Consider the following 17846-nt stretch of genomic DNA (forward strand, 5'->3'; position numbering starts at 1 on the left):
CGAACCGCAGAGGAGAGCGCGTCATGTACGTCGGGATCGACGTGGGTACGTCCATGGTGAAGGCCGCCGCGTTCGACGGCGAGGGACGTGAACTGGCCGTCGAGGCACGCCCGGTGGGGCTCGCGCTGCACGGCGGCGTCGTGGAGCAGGACATGGAGGAGGTGTACGCGGCTGTCGTCGGCGTGCTGCAGGAGTTGACGGCGCGGGTGCCCGAGCCCGTCGAGCTGGCCGGGCTGACCGGGCAGGGCGACGGGGTCTGGCTGGTCGACAAGGAGGGGCGCCCGGTCCGCCCCGCGGCCTCGTGGATGGACGGCCGCGCCCATGAACTGCTCGACCAGTGGCTGGCGGACGGCACCTTCGAGGCGGTGTTCCGGCGGACCGGGAGCGCCATGTTCCCGGGCTGCCCGGGCCCGCTGCTGGCCTGGTTCGACCGCTACGAACCGCACTCCCTCGATGCCGCGGCCACCGCCCTGTACTGCAAGGACATGGTCTTCCGGCGGCTGACCGGCGCCCCGGCGACGACGGACGTGTCGGACGCGTCGATGCCGTTCCTCGACCCGCGCACGAGGACGTACGACAACCGGGCGGTCGAGCTGCTCGGCCTCACCCACCGCCGCGGTCTGCTCGCGCCCGTCGGCGACCCGATCACGACGGCCGAGGCGCTCGGCGAGGGCCTGCCGTCGGGCACACGGCTCGCGAACGGCCCGTACGACCTCCCGTCCTGCGCTCTCGGCGCGGGCGTGACGACGCCGGGGGACGGTCTGCTGATCGTCGGCACCTGCCTGGCCAGCCTGGTCGCGACGACCGACCTCGACCTGACCGGGGAGCCGGCCGGCCTGTACATCTCCACCGACCGCCCAGGTCACCGGCTGCGCGCCATGCCCGCGATGGTCGGCACGGCGGCCCTCGACTGGGTGCTGTCGACCACCGGCGTCCACCACGAGGAGGTCGACGCGCTGCTCGCCGGGACCCCGCCCGGGGCGAACGGTGTGCGAGTCCTGCCGTACTTCGCCCCGTCGGGTGAGCGCGCTCCCTTCGTGGAGCCGCACCTGCGTGCCGAACTCACCGGTATCTCCCTGGAGTCGACGAAGGGCGACCTGATCCGCGCCACCTGCGAGGGCATCGGCTTCGCGGCCCGGCACTGCCTGGAGGCCGCCGGCCTCAAGGGCACGCTCGCGGTCTGCGGCGGCGGCACCCGCAGCGCCGCGTGGATGCGGCTGCTCGCCGACGTCCTGGGCCGCCCGCTGAGGATCGTCGAGGGTGAAGTGGGCGCGCGCGGCGCGGTGCTGGCGGCGGCGCAGCGGTACGGGATCGCCCTGGACGCGTCCGCCTGGACCGAGCCGACGGCGGTGGTCGACCCGGACGCGGCACGGGCGGCGTACTACGCGGAGGCCTACGAGGACCATCTGGCCCGGCTCACGGCGGCCCGGGGCCGGGCACGCGGGTGAACGACGAGGACGACTTCGGGGACGACTTCGGGGCGATTCCGGAGGCGCCTTCGCCGAGTACGCGCTGTACTACCCCTGAGGGTCGACGCGGGTGTGGCCGCCCGCGGCGGAGCCGCTGTCCGATACCGCCCGGACCTGGCGGTGATCGCGAGGAGGGGTTGATGACCGAGATCGAGCGGGAGTGCCCGACGTGCCGGAGCAGGCAGAGGTTCCGCCTGCTCACCAACGCGGAGAAGGCGGCCGTCCGCGAGAAGAAGGGCCCCCGCTTCTTCGTGGGCAACCTGTGGCGCTGCACGGCCGAGGGGTGCCTCTGGTACCAGCCGTACCTGAACAGGGGCAAGGGCGAGCGCTTTCCCGAGGAGTTCGGGGAGGCGGCCAAGGGGACGTGAGAGCAGCAAGAGCGTGACGTGGGGAAGGTTCCGCGAGAACGTGTCTCGCGGAGCCTTCCGGTGGCCGAGCCTCCGGTGGACCGTGACGTCATGGCGAATCCACGGAAGCTGTACTGCGAGACCTGCCGTCACGACGAGAAGCACAGTCCGCTGACGAAAGACCAGCAGGACAAGCTCCGCGACGCCACAGGGCGCAGGTACGTGGGCGACTTCTTCGTCTGCGACTGCGGGACTCTGCGAACCGGCCTGAACTCGTCCCCCTTCGACCGGCCCAGGCGGCTGCCCGACTGAGCCGCCCGGCTCACGGGGTCACAGGTTGCTGAAGTCCGGGCCCGCCGTCCGTGTCCGCTTGATCTCGTAGAAGCCGGGGACCGAGGCGACGGCGAGGGTGCCGTCCCAGAGCCTGGCGGCTTCCTCGCCCTTGGGGGCCGGGGTGACGACCGGGCCGAAGAAGGCGATCTGCTCGCCGTCCGCGCCGGGGACGGCGATGACCGGGGTGCCGACCTCCTGGCCGACCTTCTCGATGCCCTCCTTGTGGGAGGCGCGCAGCTCGGCCTCGAACTCGAAGTCCTCCTGGTCGGCGTAGTCGATCAGGTCGGCGGGCAGGCCGACGTCGGCCAGGGCGCCCACGATCGCCTCGACGGTCGGGCCCTCGCCCTGGTTGTGGATGCGGGTGCCGAGCGCCGTGTAGAGGGGGCCGACGACGTCCGCGCCGTGCTTCTGCCAAGCCGCCGTCACCACGCGCACCGGCTTCCACGCCTTGGTCGCGAGCATCTCCCGGTACTGCTCGGGCAGCTCGTCGATCCGGTCCTCGTTCAGCACGGCCAGGCTCATGATGTGCCAGTGGACCTCTATGTCCCGGACCTTCTCCACTTCCAGCACCCATCGGGAGGTCATCCAGGCCCAGGGGCACAGCGGGTCGAACCAGAAGTCGACGGGGGTCTTGGTGGACGACGTCGCGGTCTCGGACATGGCTCTCCTAGGAATACGGCCGTTTCCCAGGGCAACACCGGGCATCACCGACCCCATTCCCGGTGTCCGGCGTCAGGTGCACATGGCAGGATCGGTCCTGTTCCGCCGCACCCCACCCATGCCCGATATGTCCAGAGGGAGTACCGCCCGTGCCCGGTGAGAATCTGACCCGCGACGAGGCCCGGGAGCGGGCCGCCCTGCTGTCCGTCGACGGTTACGACGTGTCCCTCGACCTGCGTACGGCGGTGGGGGACGTGGCCGAGGAGGGACGGCGCACCTTCCGCTCGGTGACCACGATCCGCTTCCGCAGCAACGAGCCGGGCGCCACCACCTTCGCCGACCTGATCGCGCCGAGTGTGACGGCCGTCTCACTCAACGGCCGGGACCTCGACCCGGGCGCGGTCTTCGACGGTTCGCGGATCCTCCTGGAGGACCTCGCCGCGGAGAACGAGCTGGTCGTCGACGCGCAGTGCGCCTACTCCCGCACCGGTGAGGGCATGCACCGCTTCGTCGACCCGGAGGACGGCGAGGTGTATCTGTACACCCAGTACGAGCCGGCCGACTCCCGCCGGGTCTTCGCGAACTTCGAGCAGCCGGACCTCAAGGCCCCGTTCCGCTTCGAGGTGCGGGCGCCGGAGGGCTGGACGGTGTGGAGCAACGGGGTCGGTGAACTGGCGGACGGCGTCTGGAGGTTCGCGGAGACCAAGCCGATCTCGACATACATCACGTGCGTGACGGCGGGCCCGTACCACTACGTGACCGACTCCTACGAGCGGACCTTCGAGGACGGCTCGCGGCTGGAGATCCCCCTCGGCGCCCTGTGCCGCAAGGGCCTGGCCCCCTACTTCGACTCGGACGACGTCTTCCTCGTCACCAAGCAGGGCCTGGACTTCTTCCACGACCACTTCGACTACCCGTACCCCTTCGGGAAGTACGACCAGGCGTTCGTCCCCGAGTACAACCTCGGCGCGATGGAGAACCCCGGACTGGTCACCTTCCGCGAGGAGTTCATCTTCCGGGGCAAGGTCACGCGGGCCTCGTACGAGGGTCGGGCCAACGTCATCCTGCACGAGATGGCGCACATGTGGTTCGGCGACCTGGTCACCATGGAGTGGTGGGACGACCTGTGGCTCAAGGAGTCCTTCGCGGACTTCATGGGCGCGTTCGCGCTGGTCGGCGCCACCCGATTCACCGACGGCTGGATCACCTTCGCCAACCGCCGCAAGGCCTGGGCGTACCGCGCGGACCAGCTGCCCTCCACCCACCCGATCACCGCCGACATCCGCGACCTCCAGGACGCGAAGCTCAACTTCGACGGCATCACCTACGCCAAGGGCGCCTCCGTACTGAAGCAGGTGGTGGCGTACGTCGGCCAGGACGCGTTCCTGGAGGGCGCACGGCGCTACTTCAAGCGGCACGCGTACGGCAACACACGCCTCGGCGACCTCCTGTCGGCCCTGGAGGAGACCAGCGGCCGGGACATGGCGACGTGGGCGGGCAGCTGGCTGCAGACAGCGGGCGTCAACTCCCTCACCCCGCACGTGCTGTTGGACGCGGAGGGCCGGGTCGACGAGCTGGCGGTTGTGCAGGAGGCCGCCGAGTCGCACCCCGAACTGCGGCCGCACCGCGTGGCGGTGGGCCTGTACCGGCGTACGGCCGAGGGCGGCCTGGAGCGGTACGCGCGCGCCGAGGCGGACGTCGACGGCCCGCGTACGGTCGTGGCGGAGCTGGCCGGCGCCGAGGCCCCCGAGCTGGTGCTGGTCAACGACGACGACCTCACGTACTGCAAGATCCGCTTCGACGACAGCTCGCTGGCCGCACTGCGCGAGCACCTCGGTGCGATGGCCGACCCGCTGGCCCGCGCCCTGTGCTGGTCGGCGCTGTGGAACCTGACCCGGGACGCGCTGCTGCCCGCGGCCGACTTCATCGACCTGGTGACGCGTTTCGCGCACCGCGAGTCCGACATCGGCGTCCTGCAGATGCTGCACGCCTGGGCGAACTCGGCGCTGGTCAACTACGCGGCGCCGGCCTGGCGGCCGACGGGCGAGCGGCTGCTGGCCCAGACCGCGCTGCGGGATCTGCGGGCGGCCGAGCCGGGCAGCGAGCACCAGCTGGCGTGGGCCCGTTTCCTCGCCTCGGTGGCGTCGGCGCCGGCCGATCTGGCGCTGCTGCGCGGCCTGTTGGACGGCACCGAGAAGGTCGAAGGACTGGAGGTCGACCAGGAGCTGCGCTGGGCGTTCCTGGAGCCGCTGGCGGCCCACGGAGTCGCGGACGAGACGGCGCTGGCGGCCGAACTCGCCCGCGACGACACGGCGTCCGGCAAGCGCCACCAGGTCCGCTGCCTGGCCGCCCGCCCCTCGGCGGCGGTGAAGGCGCAGGCCTGGGCGCAGGTGGTGGAGTCGGACGCGCTGTCCAACGCCCTGGTGGAGGCCACGATCGCGGGCTTCGCGCAGCCTTCGCAGCGGGAGCTGACCGCGCCGTACGTCTCGAAGTACTTCGCGGTGATCGAGCGGGTCTGGCGGGAGCGGTCGATCCAGATCGGGATGGACGTGGTCCGGGGCCTGTTCCCGGCCCATCCGGCCGAGCGGGACGCGCAGCCGACGCTGGACGCGGCGGACGCCTGGCTCGCCGCCCACGAGGACGCGGCGCCGGCGCTGCGGAGGCTGGTGCTGGAGTCGCGCGACGACCTGGCGCGGGCGCTGCGGGCCCAGGCTTTGGCCAACGGTTGATCCGCCCGTGACCGTTACGGAATGCGGTCAATAACACCCGTAACCCCTGGTCCAACCCGAACGGACCAGGGGTTTTCCGTGCCCTATCGGCATCCGAACACCCGTCCTTTAGTGGCACCTTGTCCGTATTTGTCGACGAGCGTGTAACAGCGGTTAAAGAGCGGACCAGGCGCGGAAAACCCCCGGCATGAACCACAACACGCCGCTCCCCCCGGCCTCCCCCCGCCCCCTCCGCCACCTCGCCGAGGTGCACCGCCGCGTCCTGACGACCGCTCAGCTCCGCGCGCACGGCGTCACGTCCGCGGAGATGACCGAGCAGTGCCGCGCGGGCGGTCCCTGGCAGCAGATCCTCCCGGGCGTCTTCCTTCTCCACCCGGGCCCGCCGACCAGCGAGGAGCGGCTGCACGCGGTGCTGATGTACGCGGCGCGAGAGTCGTCCGCCGGGGTGCCGGCGCAACCGGGCGCGGACGACCCCCACCACCCGGTCTACCCGGAGGCGATGATCACGGGGCTGGCGGCCCTGAACCTGCACGGCTTCACGTCGGCGCCCCCGCTGCTGTCGCTGGAGAAGGTCGACGTCCTGGTCCCCCGGCTGCGGCGGCTGCGCTCGACGGGCTGCGCACGGATCGTCCGCACGCCGGCGCTGCCGACTCCCCAGCAGGTGACGGGAGTTCCGATCGCCCCGGTGCCGCGGGCCCTGGCCGACGCGGTCTCCGAACTGGCGGACGCGGGCGCGGTGCGCCGGCTGCTGACGGAGGCGGTGCGCGGCGGCCACTGCGAACCGGCCTCGGTGGTACGGGCGTTGAACCAGGCGAAGCTGCTCAGCCGGCCGCACGTGGTGGACGCGGTGGACTCGCTGCTCGCCGAGGGCCGCGCGATCGCCGAGGACCGCCTGTACCGGATGGTCCACGACCACGGCCTGCCCGACCCGGTCTGGAACGTCGACCTCCGCCTCCCGGGCGGCCCCCACCTCGGCGGCCTGGACGCGTACTGGCCCGAGCAGGCGGTGGCGGTGGAGCTGGACACACGGGCCCCCCGCCAGGACGAGGACGCGATGTGGTCGGAGTACGCCCGCAAGCGGGAGACCTTGGAGCGGCTGGGCATCACGGTCGTGTACGTCACCCCGAAGAAACTCCGCGACTCGATGGAGCAGCAGGCCACGGTCGTCCGTACGGCGCTCATGGCGTCCGGCGACCGGGACCCGGCCGCGTATGTCGTGGTGCTGCCCCGGTAGTGACGGACCGGGACCGGTATCCGGGAGGACCGGTATCAGGAGGGGAGAGGAGGGGGCCGCCGGGTGCCGGCGGCCCCCTCCTCGTACGCGGTCAGGAGGCCAGCGACTGTGCCCGCTCGGGCTGGAGCACGAGGTCGTAGGTGTCGTCGCAGCTGCCCTCGTCCAGGCAGGGAAGCAGCGCAGGGCGTCGCGGGCCGCGAGGTGCGCCGCCTCGATGACTCCCGCGTGGCCGCGCTGGCGCTGGTCACCGCCCTGGCCGTCCTGACCTGGCTCCCGGACGTCCCCGGCACGGCGGGCGCTACGGCCGGGCGGCTGAACCTACTGCGCCGGGGCCCGGTCCGCTGGGGCCTGGTGACGACGTTCGGCCTCTACTTCGCGGCGTACACGATGTACACGTATCTGTCCCCCATCGCACACCGGGCAACCGGCCTGGACAGCACGGGCGTTGCGGCACTCCCAGTTCCTGGGCGTCGCGGTCGCCGGAGCCCTCGGAGGTCTGACCCTGTCCACGGCCGGCGCGGCCGGGGTGCCCGCGGTGGTGGGCGCGATCGCGTTGGCGGCGCTGGTGAGTGTGCGTCAGGTACTGCCGGCGACCGAGGCCGGCGAGCGGGTGGGTGCCTCATCGACGACGCCGAGGTCGGCCCGCGTGGAGTGACGCCAGGGCGGCGGGCCCGACGGTCACCTCACCAGCCGGGCCCGCACCGTCCTGCCCACCTCGGCACGCAGGAGCCAGTCCGGTTCGACGGCCGCCCCTGCCGGGGTGCGACTGGGGCTGAAGCAGCTACGGAGATCAGGCCGACGACCACCGCGCTCCGCCCCTCGGGCCCGAAGCTCTCAGAGCGATTCCGGGAGCGCCGGCCTTGCGGCAGCCCCTGCGGCGACCCGGTCGAGCAGCGCGGCGTACGAGGCGATCATCCGCGTACGGCTGAAGCGTTCGCGGCTTGCGGCGAGGGCCGGGGCGAGGTCGGCGCGGGATGCCGCCGCTTCCGTCCAGGCCCGGGCGATCGCCGCCGGGTCGGGCGGCGTGACGAAGCCGTGGCCCGCCACGATCACCGCGCTGTCGCCGACGTCGGTGGCGACCGGTACGGCGCCGCACATCATGCCCTCGACCAGGCACAGCGGGGCCGCCTCGCCCCACGAGGACGTCAGCGCGACGACGTCGGCACCGGCGTACACGGACTCCATGTCGTGCCGGACGCCCAGCAGCCGGACCCGGTCCGTGGGTGACCGCTGTGCCCCGAACGCGGCCTCGATGTCCGCGTCCAGCCCCGGGTTCGCCGCTGTCATGCCCGCCCCGCACATCAGCACATGCCCGTCGGGCTCCCGCTCCAGCCACGCACGCGCCGCCCGCAGGAACAGCGGGACGTTCTTCATCGCGTCGTAGCGGGCCGCGAAGACGACCACCGGTGCCGCCACCGGGATGCCGAGGGCGGTCCGCAGGGCCAGTCGCCGGGCCGGGTCGGGGCGGAAGCGGAGCAGGTCCACGCCGTTCGGGACGACGTGAAGCAGGTCGGCCGGGATGCCGGCGGCCTCGTACGCGACCCGGGTCGACTCCGCACAGCACACGCACGCCACCACCGTGCCGTCGGCGATCGCGGCCTTCAGCTCGTCGAGGGCCGGCCCCTGGTTCTCCGGATCGGAGCGGTGCAGACAGACCACGATGGGGCGGCGCGGCAGGCCCGCCTGGTTGAGCAGGCGCAGCGGCTGCTCCTTGAGGGACAGGATGACGTCCACGTCGGCCGTCGCCCGCGCCGTATCGGCCAGCTCGGGGCCGGTGAATCCGGCCTGATCACCACTTGCGGGAAACACCCGGCCCAGGGAGGAGACACCCACTCCGGCCGCGGTCAGCGACCGGTAGCAGGCGTCGTCCTCCATGCGCTGCCGAGTGGCCTCCCGGTGCACCTCGGCATGGATGCTCAGCACACGATGATGCTGGTCACCCTCCTGTAGGCCCAGGAGGACATCGCTATGGAGTATCCGGGCCCCGCCGGAGAAGAAGCCCTCGTACACCGAGAGCACGTGCAGTCCGCGCCTCGTGCGCATACGACCACCCGCCTTGCACAAATCGAGCCATCCCCGTGAATGCCGGGTTAGCCGATATGAGGCGGCATGGACGTTTCGTACGGATGAACTCGGCGTCTCGTGTCGGAGTCCGCTGGATTACCTCACGGTCATTCGCTCCAGAACTCCGCATCGAGCACGGCGTCGGTGTCCCCGGACCAGTCCCCGTTGAAGTTGGACGCCTGCCGTTTCCGGCCCCGTTCTCAGCCCTTGTCCCTCAGGCCTTCTTCAGCACCAGTTCCGTGTTGCGGTCGTTCGCGTCGCCGCCGAGCGAGGTGCCGGCGCCTGGGGCGTTGTACGACAGCTCGCGGTAGAGGGCCGCGAGGCCGGTCTGGGTGAGGTCGGAGAAGTCCGTGTGGTGCGGGGCCGAGGACTCGACGAGCGTCGTGAACAGGGAGATCGTGCCGTCCTTGTTGTCCGTCAGCTCGATGACCCGGGCGAGCTGGGGGTAGTCCACGTGGGACGCGGTGGAGATCTCCCAGAAGGAGCGGCCGCCGGAGGCCGCGTGCGGGGTGATGTCGTTACGGTGGATGTGGCCGTTCACCCAGGCGAGGACGTTGCGGTGGGCGCCGAGGGTCGCGATGACCTCCTGGCCGTTGTGCCGCCGCTCGTTCGGACGGGCCGGGTCCACGTGGTTCGTGTTCGTCATGGTCTTGCTGGTGTGGTGGCTGAAGACGACGACGTACGAGTCCTTGTTGTCCCGCAGCTGCTTGTCCAGCCACTTCAACTGGGCCGTACCGATGGAGCCTTCGTAGTGGCCGCCCGGGTCGGTGGTGTCGAGGCTGATGCCGACGACGTCGTCGGCGATCCGGAAGGTGTAGTACTGGGTGCCCGCCGCGAGGTTGGCGCTGGAGTAGCCGTGCCCGACCGGACCCACACCGCGGTACGCGGGGTCGAGGTGGGCCTTGAGGTACTCGGTCGGGGTGTACGGGGCGCGCTTCTCGTCCGCGGTCACCGAGCGCATGTCACGGCTGTGCGCCTTGAGCATGTCCCGGAAGGCGGTGCCCTTGGGGTCGTTGCCGTTCTTGATGTGGTTCTGGAGCTTCGTCGCCTCGGACGCGGACAGGGACATCAGCTTCCTGCCGCCGACCGCGTACTCGGCGAGCCAGGAGTCGCCGTGGCCGTAGCAGCCGAGCGGCATGGCGTCGTGGTTGCCGACCGTGGAGTACCAGGGCAGGTTCAGGCCGGGGCTCTGGACCTCGCGGATGGCGGCGGCAAGGAAGCCCTGCAGATGCGGGAAGCCGAGCTGCTTGTCTCCGTCGCGCACGGTGGAGTCGGGCTGCCAGTACGTCTTGAGGCCGCTGTTCTGGACGCCCTCGTAGTGCCGCGGATCACCGGAGTTGGGGGTGATACGTCCGCCGCTCATGATCTTCAGGAACCATTCGAGCTCGGACTTGGCGTTGTTGTCCGTGTTGTCGCCCGTGGTCATCGCGAAGTGCAGCGGCGTCCCGGTGACGGGGGCGCCGCGCAGCGCGTTGATCCGCTCGACCAGCGAGACCGCGCCCTGCACGGTGAGCGCCTCGTGGGGACGCCAGGCGTGCTTGTCGGTGGAGCGCAGGTACTCCAGGCGCATCGGGTGCTGGGAGTCGATCAGGTGCAGGTCGGTGAGCTGCACGAACGCGGCGAGCGCGGTACGGCGGCCGGCGCGGCCCGTCCTGGGGGCGGCCAGCTCGCTGCGCACGACCCGGCTCCAGCCCGGACCGTCACCGAGGCGACGGTAGCCGGAGCCGGTGCGCGGGGCGGCGACGGTGGCGAGGGTGGTGCCCTTGGTGTACGGGGCGAGGGGGGCGGCCGGGGCCTGGCGGGACTGCGCCACGACCCGAGTGCCCTCGGTGGTGGCGGTTGTGGCGGTGGCGGCCTGGCTGTCGGTGGGCCGCAGGGCGTAGCCGAGGCCTGCGGAGACGGCCGCCGCGCCGGTGGCGGCGAGGACGGTACGGCGGTTGATCGCCGGGATGGTGGCGGCGACAGAGCGTATGCGCGACATGGCGCGATCTCCCCGAGTACTACGCGTCGGCAGTGGTCGCGGGTCGTTTCGCTGTCGCGAACAACCCGCTCGCTCTGGATGCTTGGCATCGGGGATGACCTGTGCGTGAACGAGACGGCAACGCGCAACGCCGATCACCGTACGTCGATCTTGGGCCACCCTGCGCGTTCACGCCCGCTCGTCGGACCGCCCGGGGGTGGTCACCCAGTGTTCATTTTTCGGGGTAGGGGAGGGAGTCCGCCCCTGCCTCACTCGCGGACGGCAGATGTCACATGCCCCGACGCCGGCCGCTCCCGCCAAAGCGCCAGTCCGGCGTCGACCAGTCCCACCCGGTTGAGGCCCGCCACCTCCTCCAGCGGATGCCAGGCCGCCATGTCCGTGGACCCGCCGACCTCGGGGCGCAGTTCGCCGCCGGTGATGCGGGCCTCGTAGATCAGCCGCAGGCCCTGGTGGTCGACCGTGCGGCCGAAGCGGCGGGGGAAGCGGCGCCGGTTCGTGTCGACGCCCAGCAGGCCCGTCACCTCGATGTCGTAGCCGGTCTCCTCGTCGACCTCCCGCCGGACAGTGTCGTAGGGGTCTTCCCCGTGTTCCATTCCGCCGCCCGGCAGGGTCCACTCGGGGACGCCGTCCCCGTCGATCCAACGGGCCAGGAGGAGCTGGTCGTCGCGGACACACATGGCGTAGGCCGCCACCCTCAGTTTCCTGCGCACATACGGACGTTAGACCGCCGGAGAGGGATTGGCAGGCGAGTATTCGGGCGCCGACCAGCGCAGCGGGATCGCGGACGGGGTCTCGACGACTTCCGTGACACCGAAGCGCACCCGTCGCTCCCCGTCCGCACCGAACTCCGTGCGCGCCTCGCCCGTCAGTTGCAGCGTCGTGCCGGTCGTCCAGTCCAGGAACAGCAGCCCCGCCCGCGGGTCCGCCGCGAGGTTGCCGAGGGTGAGGAACATGGAGTTGCCCGGGTAGTCCCGCCAGATGAGTTCCCGCGGTGAAGCAGCCCGTACGAAGCCCGGGTTGCCGCCACGATGGCTCACGTCGACGCCCCGGTCATGGACCGTGGCGACGAAGAAGGTGTCCGCGTCGAGCACGAACCGCCGCTGTGCGGTGCTCAGTTCGCCGCTCGTCTGGGACCGTCCCGGCGCACGGTCGTCCAGCAGCTCGTACGACTCTCTCCGCTGGATGTACTTGGGGCAGTTGGAGAACACCCGGTCCGCCGTCACCGCCAACCCCCGTGCCGTGGGCCTGAGTCGGCCGTTGAGACGCATCCGGCGGCGGGTGCGGGGGTCGACGGCGATGGAGCCCACGGGGGTGCCCTCGGTCGCGCATGCAGTCGTCAGCGGGTCGCCCGGGCGCACGCTGCCCGCAACCGACATCTGGTGCGGGCCCGTCGCCCGCGCGAAACCGGGGGCGCCGGTCAGCGCCGACGTCCAGACGCGGCCCGTCTCCGGGGCCGCGGCGCCCAGCACCAGCAGCGGCTGCAGTTCCAGGAAGGCCGCGGCCACCGGCTTGATGCCCTCGCCTATCGCCCGGCCCACATGGTCGGCGACCTCCCGCACGCCGACCCGGTCCTGCAGCGCCCGCGAACCCGCGTGATACACGGCCACGACTAGAAGAACCCGCAGGTCGGAGCCGCCTCATGGGGGGCCGGCGCGCCCTCGGCGCCGCTCGGCACCGAGATCTCCAGGCGGGTGCCGTCGGGGTCGTGGAAGAAGATGCCGCCCGACGCCGCGCCCTCGCCATGGGCCACCACACCGTCGTACGCGAAGTCGACGCCGTAGGTGCGCAGTGCCGTCTCGTACTCCCTGACCTGCTCGATCGACTGCGCCTGGAGCGCGAGGTGGTGCAGGCCGGCGTGGGTGCCGTCGTAGGGCTGCTGCGCCTGCTGCCAGAGGGTGAGCACCAGGTGCTCTCCGTCGCCCAGGAACGCGAACCGCCTGTCCTCGTCCTTGCCCTCCCTCAGGAGTACGAAGCCCAGGACGTCCCGGTAGAAGGCCAGTGATCGGTCGAGGTCGGTGACGTTCAGGCCGATGTGGCCCGTGTGCAGGGTCATTGCTCTCCCTCTCGGTCGCAACCGTCGAGTTATAACCATCATTAAGCACGTTAGAGGTTAGAATCAGGAGGCGTCAACCGGTCACGTAAACTTCAGTGGTTAGCCGAAGGTGGTTGCGAAAGGAGTCGCCCCATGCCCGCCGCCCCAGATCCGCGCCCCCTCACCGGTGAGCCCCTCGCGCTCGACCTGCTCAACACGCGATGGAACAAGGAAGGGGTCGTGCAGGATCTGCTCACCGACGTCGACGGGCTCGCGGTGTGGCTCGACGCCAACGGGCTCGACGGGCGGTTCGACGCCGACGCGACGACCCTGCGCCATACCCTCCAGGCCCGTGACGCCCTGAAGAAGGCCGTGGACGGATCACTCACGGAAGGCGCCGGCGCCGTCGACGCCGTTCTCACGCACGGGCGGATCCGGGCCACGCTCACCGCCGACGGCCCCGGCGAGCTGCCCGAGTTCGGCGACCCGTCCTGGGGCCCCGCCTGGCTTGCCGCCCGCAGCTATCTGGAGCTGCTCTCGACCGCCTCCGACCGCATCCGCGGCTGCGCCCACGACGCGTGCATCCTGCATTTCTTCGACACGTCGAGGAACGGCACGCGCCGCTGGTGCTCCATGGCCGCCTGCGGAAACAGGGCGAAGGCGTCCCGGCATTACGCGCGCACAAAGGAATCCTGAACCGCCGTAGCACTCCATACGATTTGATGCTATTGGGGACTCATACCCCTAAAGGGCATCGGGGGTTTTCCCCATACGTCGATATCGTTTCGGTCAACACTTCCCAAACAACTGTCCCTTGGGTAAAGCTGCGCTCGTCCGGCACTGGACTCTTCACCTCAAAGGGATGCCGATGACCCTCACTCCTCAGCGCGATCCCATATCGGGCGCGAGACGCGTGGCCCGCATAGCCGTGGCCGCCGGTCTTGTCACCGCGCTCTCCGCGGCGGGGCCGATACCGATGGCGTTCTCCGCCGACGCTCCGACCCCGGGCTCCACCGCCCCCTCGGACGGCAGCGTCAAGTCCGCCCACGACAAACTCGGTTCGGACGACGCGGACCTCCTCGCCGAGGCCCAGGCCGACGGCGACAAGAACGTCACGATGATGATCGCCACCGCGCCGGGGCAGACCGAGCAGGTCGCCGAGAAGCTGGACGCGGTCAAGGGCGGCTCGGTGGGCCGGACCTACGACAAGCTCGGCTACGTCCGCGCCACCGTCCCGACCGGCAGGGCCCAGTCGGCCATCGCGGCCGCCGCGAAGCTCTCCTCCGTGCACGGCATCGACCTGCGCGAGGAGATACCGCTGGACGACCCGAGCGTGAGCGCCGGCTCCGCCAAGACCTCGTCGGCGAAGGCCACTTACCCGGCCCCCGGCATGAAGACCCCCGCCAGGAACCCGTACAACCCGTCCTTCGAGACGGGCGCCGTCGACTTCGTGAAGAAGAACCCGAAGGCGGACGGCCGCGGTGTCACCATCGGCATCCTCGACTCGGGCGTGGACCTCGGCCACCCCGCCCTGCAGAAGACCACCACCGGTGAGCGGAAGATCGTCGACTGGGTGACGGCGACCGACCCGATCGTCGACAGCGACGCCACCTGGCGGCCGATGGTCACCGCGGTCTCCGGCCCCACCTTCACCTACAGCGGCCGGACCTGGACGGCGCCCGCCGGGTCGTACCAGGTCAGCACCTTCAGCGAGGCCGCCACCGCGGGCGGCGACGCGAAGGGCGACGCCAACCGGGACGGCGACACGACGGACAAGTGGGGTGTCCTCTACGACGCCGCCGCCGGCACCGTCCGCGTCGACCTGAACAACAACTACGACTTCTCCGACGACGCACCGATGAAGCCGTACAAGGACGGTTACCAGGTCGGCTACTTCGGGACGGACAACCCGTCGACCGACGTCGTGGAGCGCCAGCCGTTCGTCGTGCAGATCCGCAAGGACGTGCCGATGGACCCGTTCGGCGACGACTGGGTCGGCAAGAAGGCCGACTTCGTCAACATCGGCGTCATCGAGTCCGAGCACGGTACGCACGTCGCCGGCATCACCTCCGCCCACGGACTGTTCGGCGGAAAGATGAACGGCGAGGCCCCGGGCGCGAAGATCGTCTCGTCCCGTGCCTGCACCTGGAGCGGCGGCTGCACCAACGTCGCGCTCACCGAGGGCATGATCGACCTCGTCGTCAACCGCGGTGTCGACATCGTGAACATGTCGATCGGCGGCCTCCCGGCCCTCAACGACGGCAACAACGCCCGTGCCGAGCTGTACACGCGGCTCATCGACACCTACGGCGTGCAGCTGGTGATATCGGCGGGCAACTCCGGTCCCGGTGCCAACACCATCGGCGACCCGGGCCTGGCCGACAAGGTGATCTCCGTCGGCGCCACCATCTCCAAGGAGACCTGGGCGTCCAACTACGGCTCGGTCGTGGAGAAGAAGTACCAGATGATGCCCTTCTCCTCGCGCGGTCCGCGTGAGGACGGCGGCTTCACACCCACCCTGTCCGCGCCGGGTGCCTCGATCAACACCACCCAGACCTGGCTGCCGGGCTCCCCGGTCGCCGATTCGGGCTACACGCTGCCGGCCGGCTACTCGATGCTGCAGGGCACGTCCATGGCGTCCCCGCAGGCCGCCGGTGCCTCCGCGCTGCTGCTGAGCGCCGCCAAGCAGAGGCACATCGCGCTGACGCCGGCGGCCCTGCGCACGGCGCTGACCTCAACAGCCGATCACATCAAGGGTGTTCAGGCGTACGAGGAGGGCGCGGGCCTCATCGACATCGTCGACGCCTGGGACTCGATCCGCGACGCCGCCAAGGCCCAAGACGCCGTGCCCAACAACTACGCCGTCAAGGCGCCGGTCGACACCGCGATCGACTACGCCCTGAAGACGCCGGGCTTCGGCACGGGTCTGTACGACCGCGAGGGCGGCCTCAAGGCCGGTGACAAGAAGACGTACGACGTCACCGTCACCCGCACCTCCGGCTCGGACAAGGCGATCCGGCACGAGCTGCACTTCGCGAACAACGCCGGTGACACCTTCAGGATCGTCGGCTCCGACACGGTGAAGCTGCCGCTGAACCAGCCGGTGACCGTCAAGGTGCGGGCGAACCCGCGGTCCGCGGGCATCAAGAGCGCGATCCTGGAGGTCGACGACCCGAGGACGGAGGGGATCGACAAGCAGATCCTCACCACCGTCGTGGTCTCGGCGCCGGTGAACTTCACCTACTCCGCGTCGAACAGCGTGCAGCGCAACAGCACGCGGTCCTACTTCGTGACCGTGCCCGAGGGCGCCACGTCGCTGGAGGCGGCGATCAGCGGGCTGAAGGACAAGAGCCAGACCCGCTTCATCTCGATCCACCCCTACGGCGTCCCGGTCGAGGACACCGGCACCCCGTACTGCTACAGCAACTACCCGAACACCAACGGCTGCAAGCCCGACGTGCGTTCGTACGCGGACCCGCAGGCAGGCGTGTGGGAGATCGAGGTCGAGTCGCGCCGTACGTCGCCGCTGCTCGACAACCCCTACAAGCTGGACCTCGCCGTCTACGGCGCGGCCTTCGACCCGGCGACCGTGACCGTCCCCGAGGCGAAGGTGGGCACCCCGGCCGCCGTCTCCTGGAAGGTGACCAACAAGTTCGCCGCCCTCGACGGCAAGCTCGCCGGCGGCCCGCTCGGCTCGGCGAAGTCGGACCGCCCGTCCATCAAGCAGGGCGAGACCCGCACCACCACCGTCGAGGTGCCCGCGGGCGCCAAGTCGCTGGACGTCGCCATCGGCAACGTCTCGGACGCGGCCGCCGACCTCGACCTGACGGTGAAGAACGCCGCCGGTACCGTCGTCGGCCAGTCTGCCGACGGCGACTCCGAGGAGGCCGTGTCCGTCGCCTCGCCCGCCGCCGGTACCTACACCATCGAGGTCACCGGCTACTCGATCCCCGCCGGCTCCACGGACTACGACTACCGGGACGTCTTCTTCTCCCCGTCCCTGGGCACCGTGACCGTCGACGACTCGACCCCCGTCAAGCTCGGCACGGGCGACTCGGCGACCGTCTCCGGCAGCGTCACCGCCGCGGCGGCCGCTCCGGAGGGCCGCGAGTTCTTCGGCCAGGTCCAGCTGGTGAACGCACGCGGCACGGTCGCGGGCACCGGCAGCGTGAAGATCGAGAAGGTCACGCCGTAGTCGGGCAGTGATACGGCGGTGGGGGCGGGCGTCCGTAAGGGCGCCCGCCCCTTCTCGTCTTCCCGTCCCTCACTCGCAGGAGATGCCGGCCGACTCGGGCAGCGCCCGGCCGAGCCCGGCGCGCTCGCGGGCGATCGACTTCTCGCCCACGAGCACGTAGTCCGGGGTGACGGCGTGCTGCGGGACGGCCACGAGGATGCGGTCGCCCTTGTGCAGGGCCTTCTGGAGAGCGCCCTCGTCGATCACGAGGGTGAGCTGCTTCTCGGCCTTCTCCGGCTTGTACGAGCGGGTCACGTGCAGGGTGATCCGGTCCTGCTCGGAGGCTCCGGGCAGCTGCTCGACGTCCGTCACCTCGCCCTCGGCGACCAGACGGGCGCAGGCGAGGTAGCCGGGACTCGAGAAGGGGGAGCGGGCGGAGGTGTCCGCCTTGGCGCCCGAGGCACTGCCGGAGTCCTCGTTCGCACCGCTCCCGGCCTGGACCACCAGCCAGCCCATCCCCGCCAGGACCGTCGCGACGGCGGCCACGGCGAGTGAGCCGAAGGCGAACCTGCGCACCGGACGCCAGTTCCGCGGCGCCCGTACCGGAGCGGGTTCCTCCTGCGGCCGCGCGTCCTCGGCCAGCGCGTTGCCGATGATCCCGAGCTGCTCCCGCAGCAGTGCCACGTCGGCCGTCGCCCTGCGGTGTTCGGCCATGAACGCGGCGTCGGCACGGGTTTCGGCCGGCAACTCCTCGCCGGTGATCGCGGCCATCAGCGCGTCGGTGCCGTCGTACATCTCGTGCGTCTCGTGTTCGGCGGTCATC

At 70.9% G+C, this 17846-nt stretch carries 15 protein-coding genes; 8 read left to right on the forward strand and 7 right to left on the reverse strand.

Annotated elements, in window-relative coordinates; genetic code table 11:
• Positions 1–23: 23 nt before the first annotated feature.
• From OG870_RS16035 to OG870_RS16045, 3 genes are all read left to right on the forward strand, one after another.
• Positions 24–1448: an FGGY-family carbohydrate kinase gene (locus OG870_RS16035; protein ID WP_266584579.1), complete on the forward strand. Its 1425-nt coding sequence runs from the start codon at positions 24–26 to the stop codon at positions 1446–1448.
• 161 nt (positions 1449–1609) lie between these two features.
• Positions 1610–1837: a hypothetical protein gene (locus OG870_RS16040; protein ID WP_266584577.1), complete on the forward strand. Its 228-nt coding sequence runs from the start codon at positions 1610–1612 to the stop codon at positions 1835–1837.
• A gap of 90 nt (positions 1838–1927) precedes the next feature.
• Positions 1928–2128, forward strand: coding sequence for a hypothetical protein (locus OG870_RS16045; RefSeq protein ID WP_266514411.1), 201 nt, complete (start codon positions 1928–1930; stop codon positions 2126–2128).
• A gap of 18 nt (positions 2129–2146) precedes the next feature.
• Here the strand turns inward: OG870_RS16045 and OG870_RS16050 are convergent, their stop codons facing one another.
• Entirely contained in the window at positions 2147–2809 is a 663-nt protein-coding gene (locus OG870_RS16050; protein ID WP_266514414.1) for a mycothiol-dependent nitroreductase Rv2466c family protein, read from the reverse strand.
• 149 nt (positions 2810–2958) lie between these two features.
• Between OG870_RS16050 and pepN the strand changes: the two genes are divergently transcribed.
• The 3 genes from pepN (at position 2959) to OG870_RS16065 (ending at position 7427) form a co-directional block, all read left to right on the forward strand.
• A complete protein-coding gene (gene pepN / locus OG870_RS16055; RefSeq protein ID WP_266584575.1) occupies positions 2959–5538 on the forward strand; it encodes an aminopeptidase N in 2580 nt (859 codons plus the stop codon).
• A gap of 187 nt (positions 5539–5725) precedes the next feature.
• Positions 5726–6772 carry a hypothetical protein gene (locus tag OG870_RS16060; RefSeq protein WP_266514418.1) on the forward strand — a complete coding sequence of 349 codons (1047 nt, stop codon included), beginning with the start codon at positions 5726–5728 and terminating at the stop codon, positions 6770–6772.
• A 445-nt stretch (positions 6773–7217) separates the two neighbouring features.
• Positions 7218–7427: a hypothetical protein gene (locus OG870_RS16065; protein WP_266584573.1), complete on the forward strand. Its 210-nt coding sequence runs from the start codon at positions 7218–7220 to the stop codon at positions 7425–7427.
• A 179-nt stretch (positions 7428–7606) separates the two neighbouring features.
• Here the strand turns inward: OG870_RS16065 and OG870_RS16070 are convergent, their stop codons facing one another.
• The 5 genes from OG870_RS16070 to OG870_RS16090 form a co-directional block, all read right to left on the reverse strand.
• The gene (locus OG870_RS16070) at positions 7607–8791 is read right to left on the reverse strand and encodes a glycosyltransferase (RefSeq protein ID WP_266588422.1); all 1185 of its coding nucleotides are present in this window, start codon (positions 8789–8791) and stop codon (positions 7607–7609) included.
• A 259-nt stretch (positions 8792–9050) separates the two neighbouring features.
• Positions 9051–10817 (reverse strand): TIGR03767 family metallophosphoesterase, encoded by a 1767-nt coding sequence (locus tag OG870_RS16075; protein WP_266584571.1) that lies wholly within the window; start codon positions 10815–10817, stop codon positions 9051–9053.
• A gap of 248 nt (positions 10818–11065) precedes the next feature.
• Positions 11066–11527, reverse strand: a complete 462-nt coding sequence (locus tag OG870_RS16080; protein WP_266514433.1) for an NUDIX hydrolase — start codon at positions 11525–11527, stop codon at positions 11066–11068.
• A 9-nt stretch (positions 11528–11536) separates the two neighbouring features.
• A complete protein-coding gene (locus OG870_RS16085; RefSeq protein WP_266584569.1) occupies positions 11537–12424 on the reverse strand; it encodes a pyridoxamine 5'-phosphate oxidase family protein in 888 nt (295 codons plus the stop codon).
• A 2-nt stretch (positions 12425–12426) separates the two neighbouring features.
• Entirely contained in the window at positions 12427–12870 is a 444-nt protein-coding gene (locus tag OG870_RS16090) for a VOC family protein (protein ID WP_266514438.1), read from the reverse strand.
• A 132-nt stretch (positions 12871–13002) separates the two neighbouring features.
• On the opposite strand from OG870_RS16090, the gene OG870_RS16095 reads away from it, so the two are divergent.
• On the forward strand, positions 13003–13545 hold the full coding sequence (locus OG870_RS16095; protein ID WP_266514441.1) for a CGNR zinc finger domain-containing protein: 543 nt from the start codon (positions 13003–13005) through the stop codon (positions 13543–13545).
• 172 nt (positions 13546–13717) lie between these two features.
• A complete protein-coding gene (locus OG870_RS16100) occupies positions 13718–17044 on the forward strand; it encodes a S8 family serine peptidase (RefSeq protein ID WP_266584567.1) in 3327 nt (1108 codons plus the stop codon).
• A 69-nt stretch (positions 17045–17113) separates the two neighbouring features.
• On the opposite strand, the gene OG870_RS16105 is transcribed toward OG870_RS16100, so the two are convergent.
• Complete coding sequence (locus tag OG870_RS16105; RefSeq protein ID WP_266840412.1) at positions 17114–17845, reverse strand: hypothetical protein; 732 nt, start codon at positions 17843–17845, stop codon at positions 17114–17116.
• Position 17846 lies beyond the last annotated feature (1 nt).

It is taken from the genome of Streptomyces sp. NBC_00461 (genome assembly GCF_036013935.1).
In the GTDB taxonomy this organism is placed as follows: domain Bacteria; phylum Actinomycetota; class Actinomycetes; order Streptomycetales; family Streptomycetaceae; genus Streptomyces.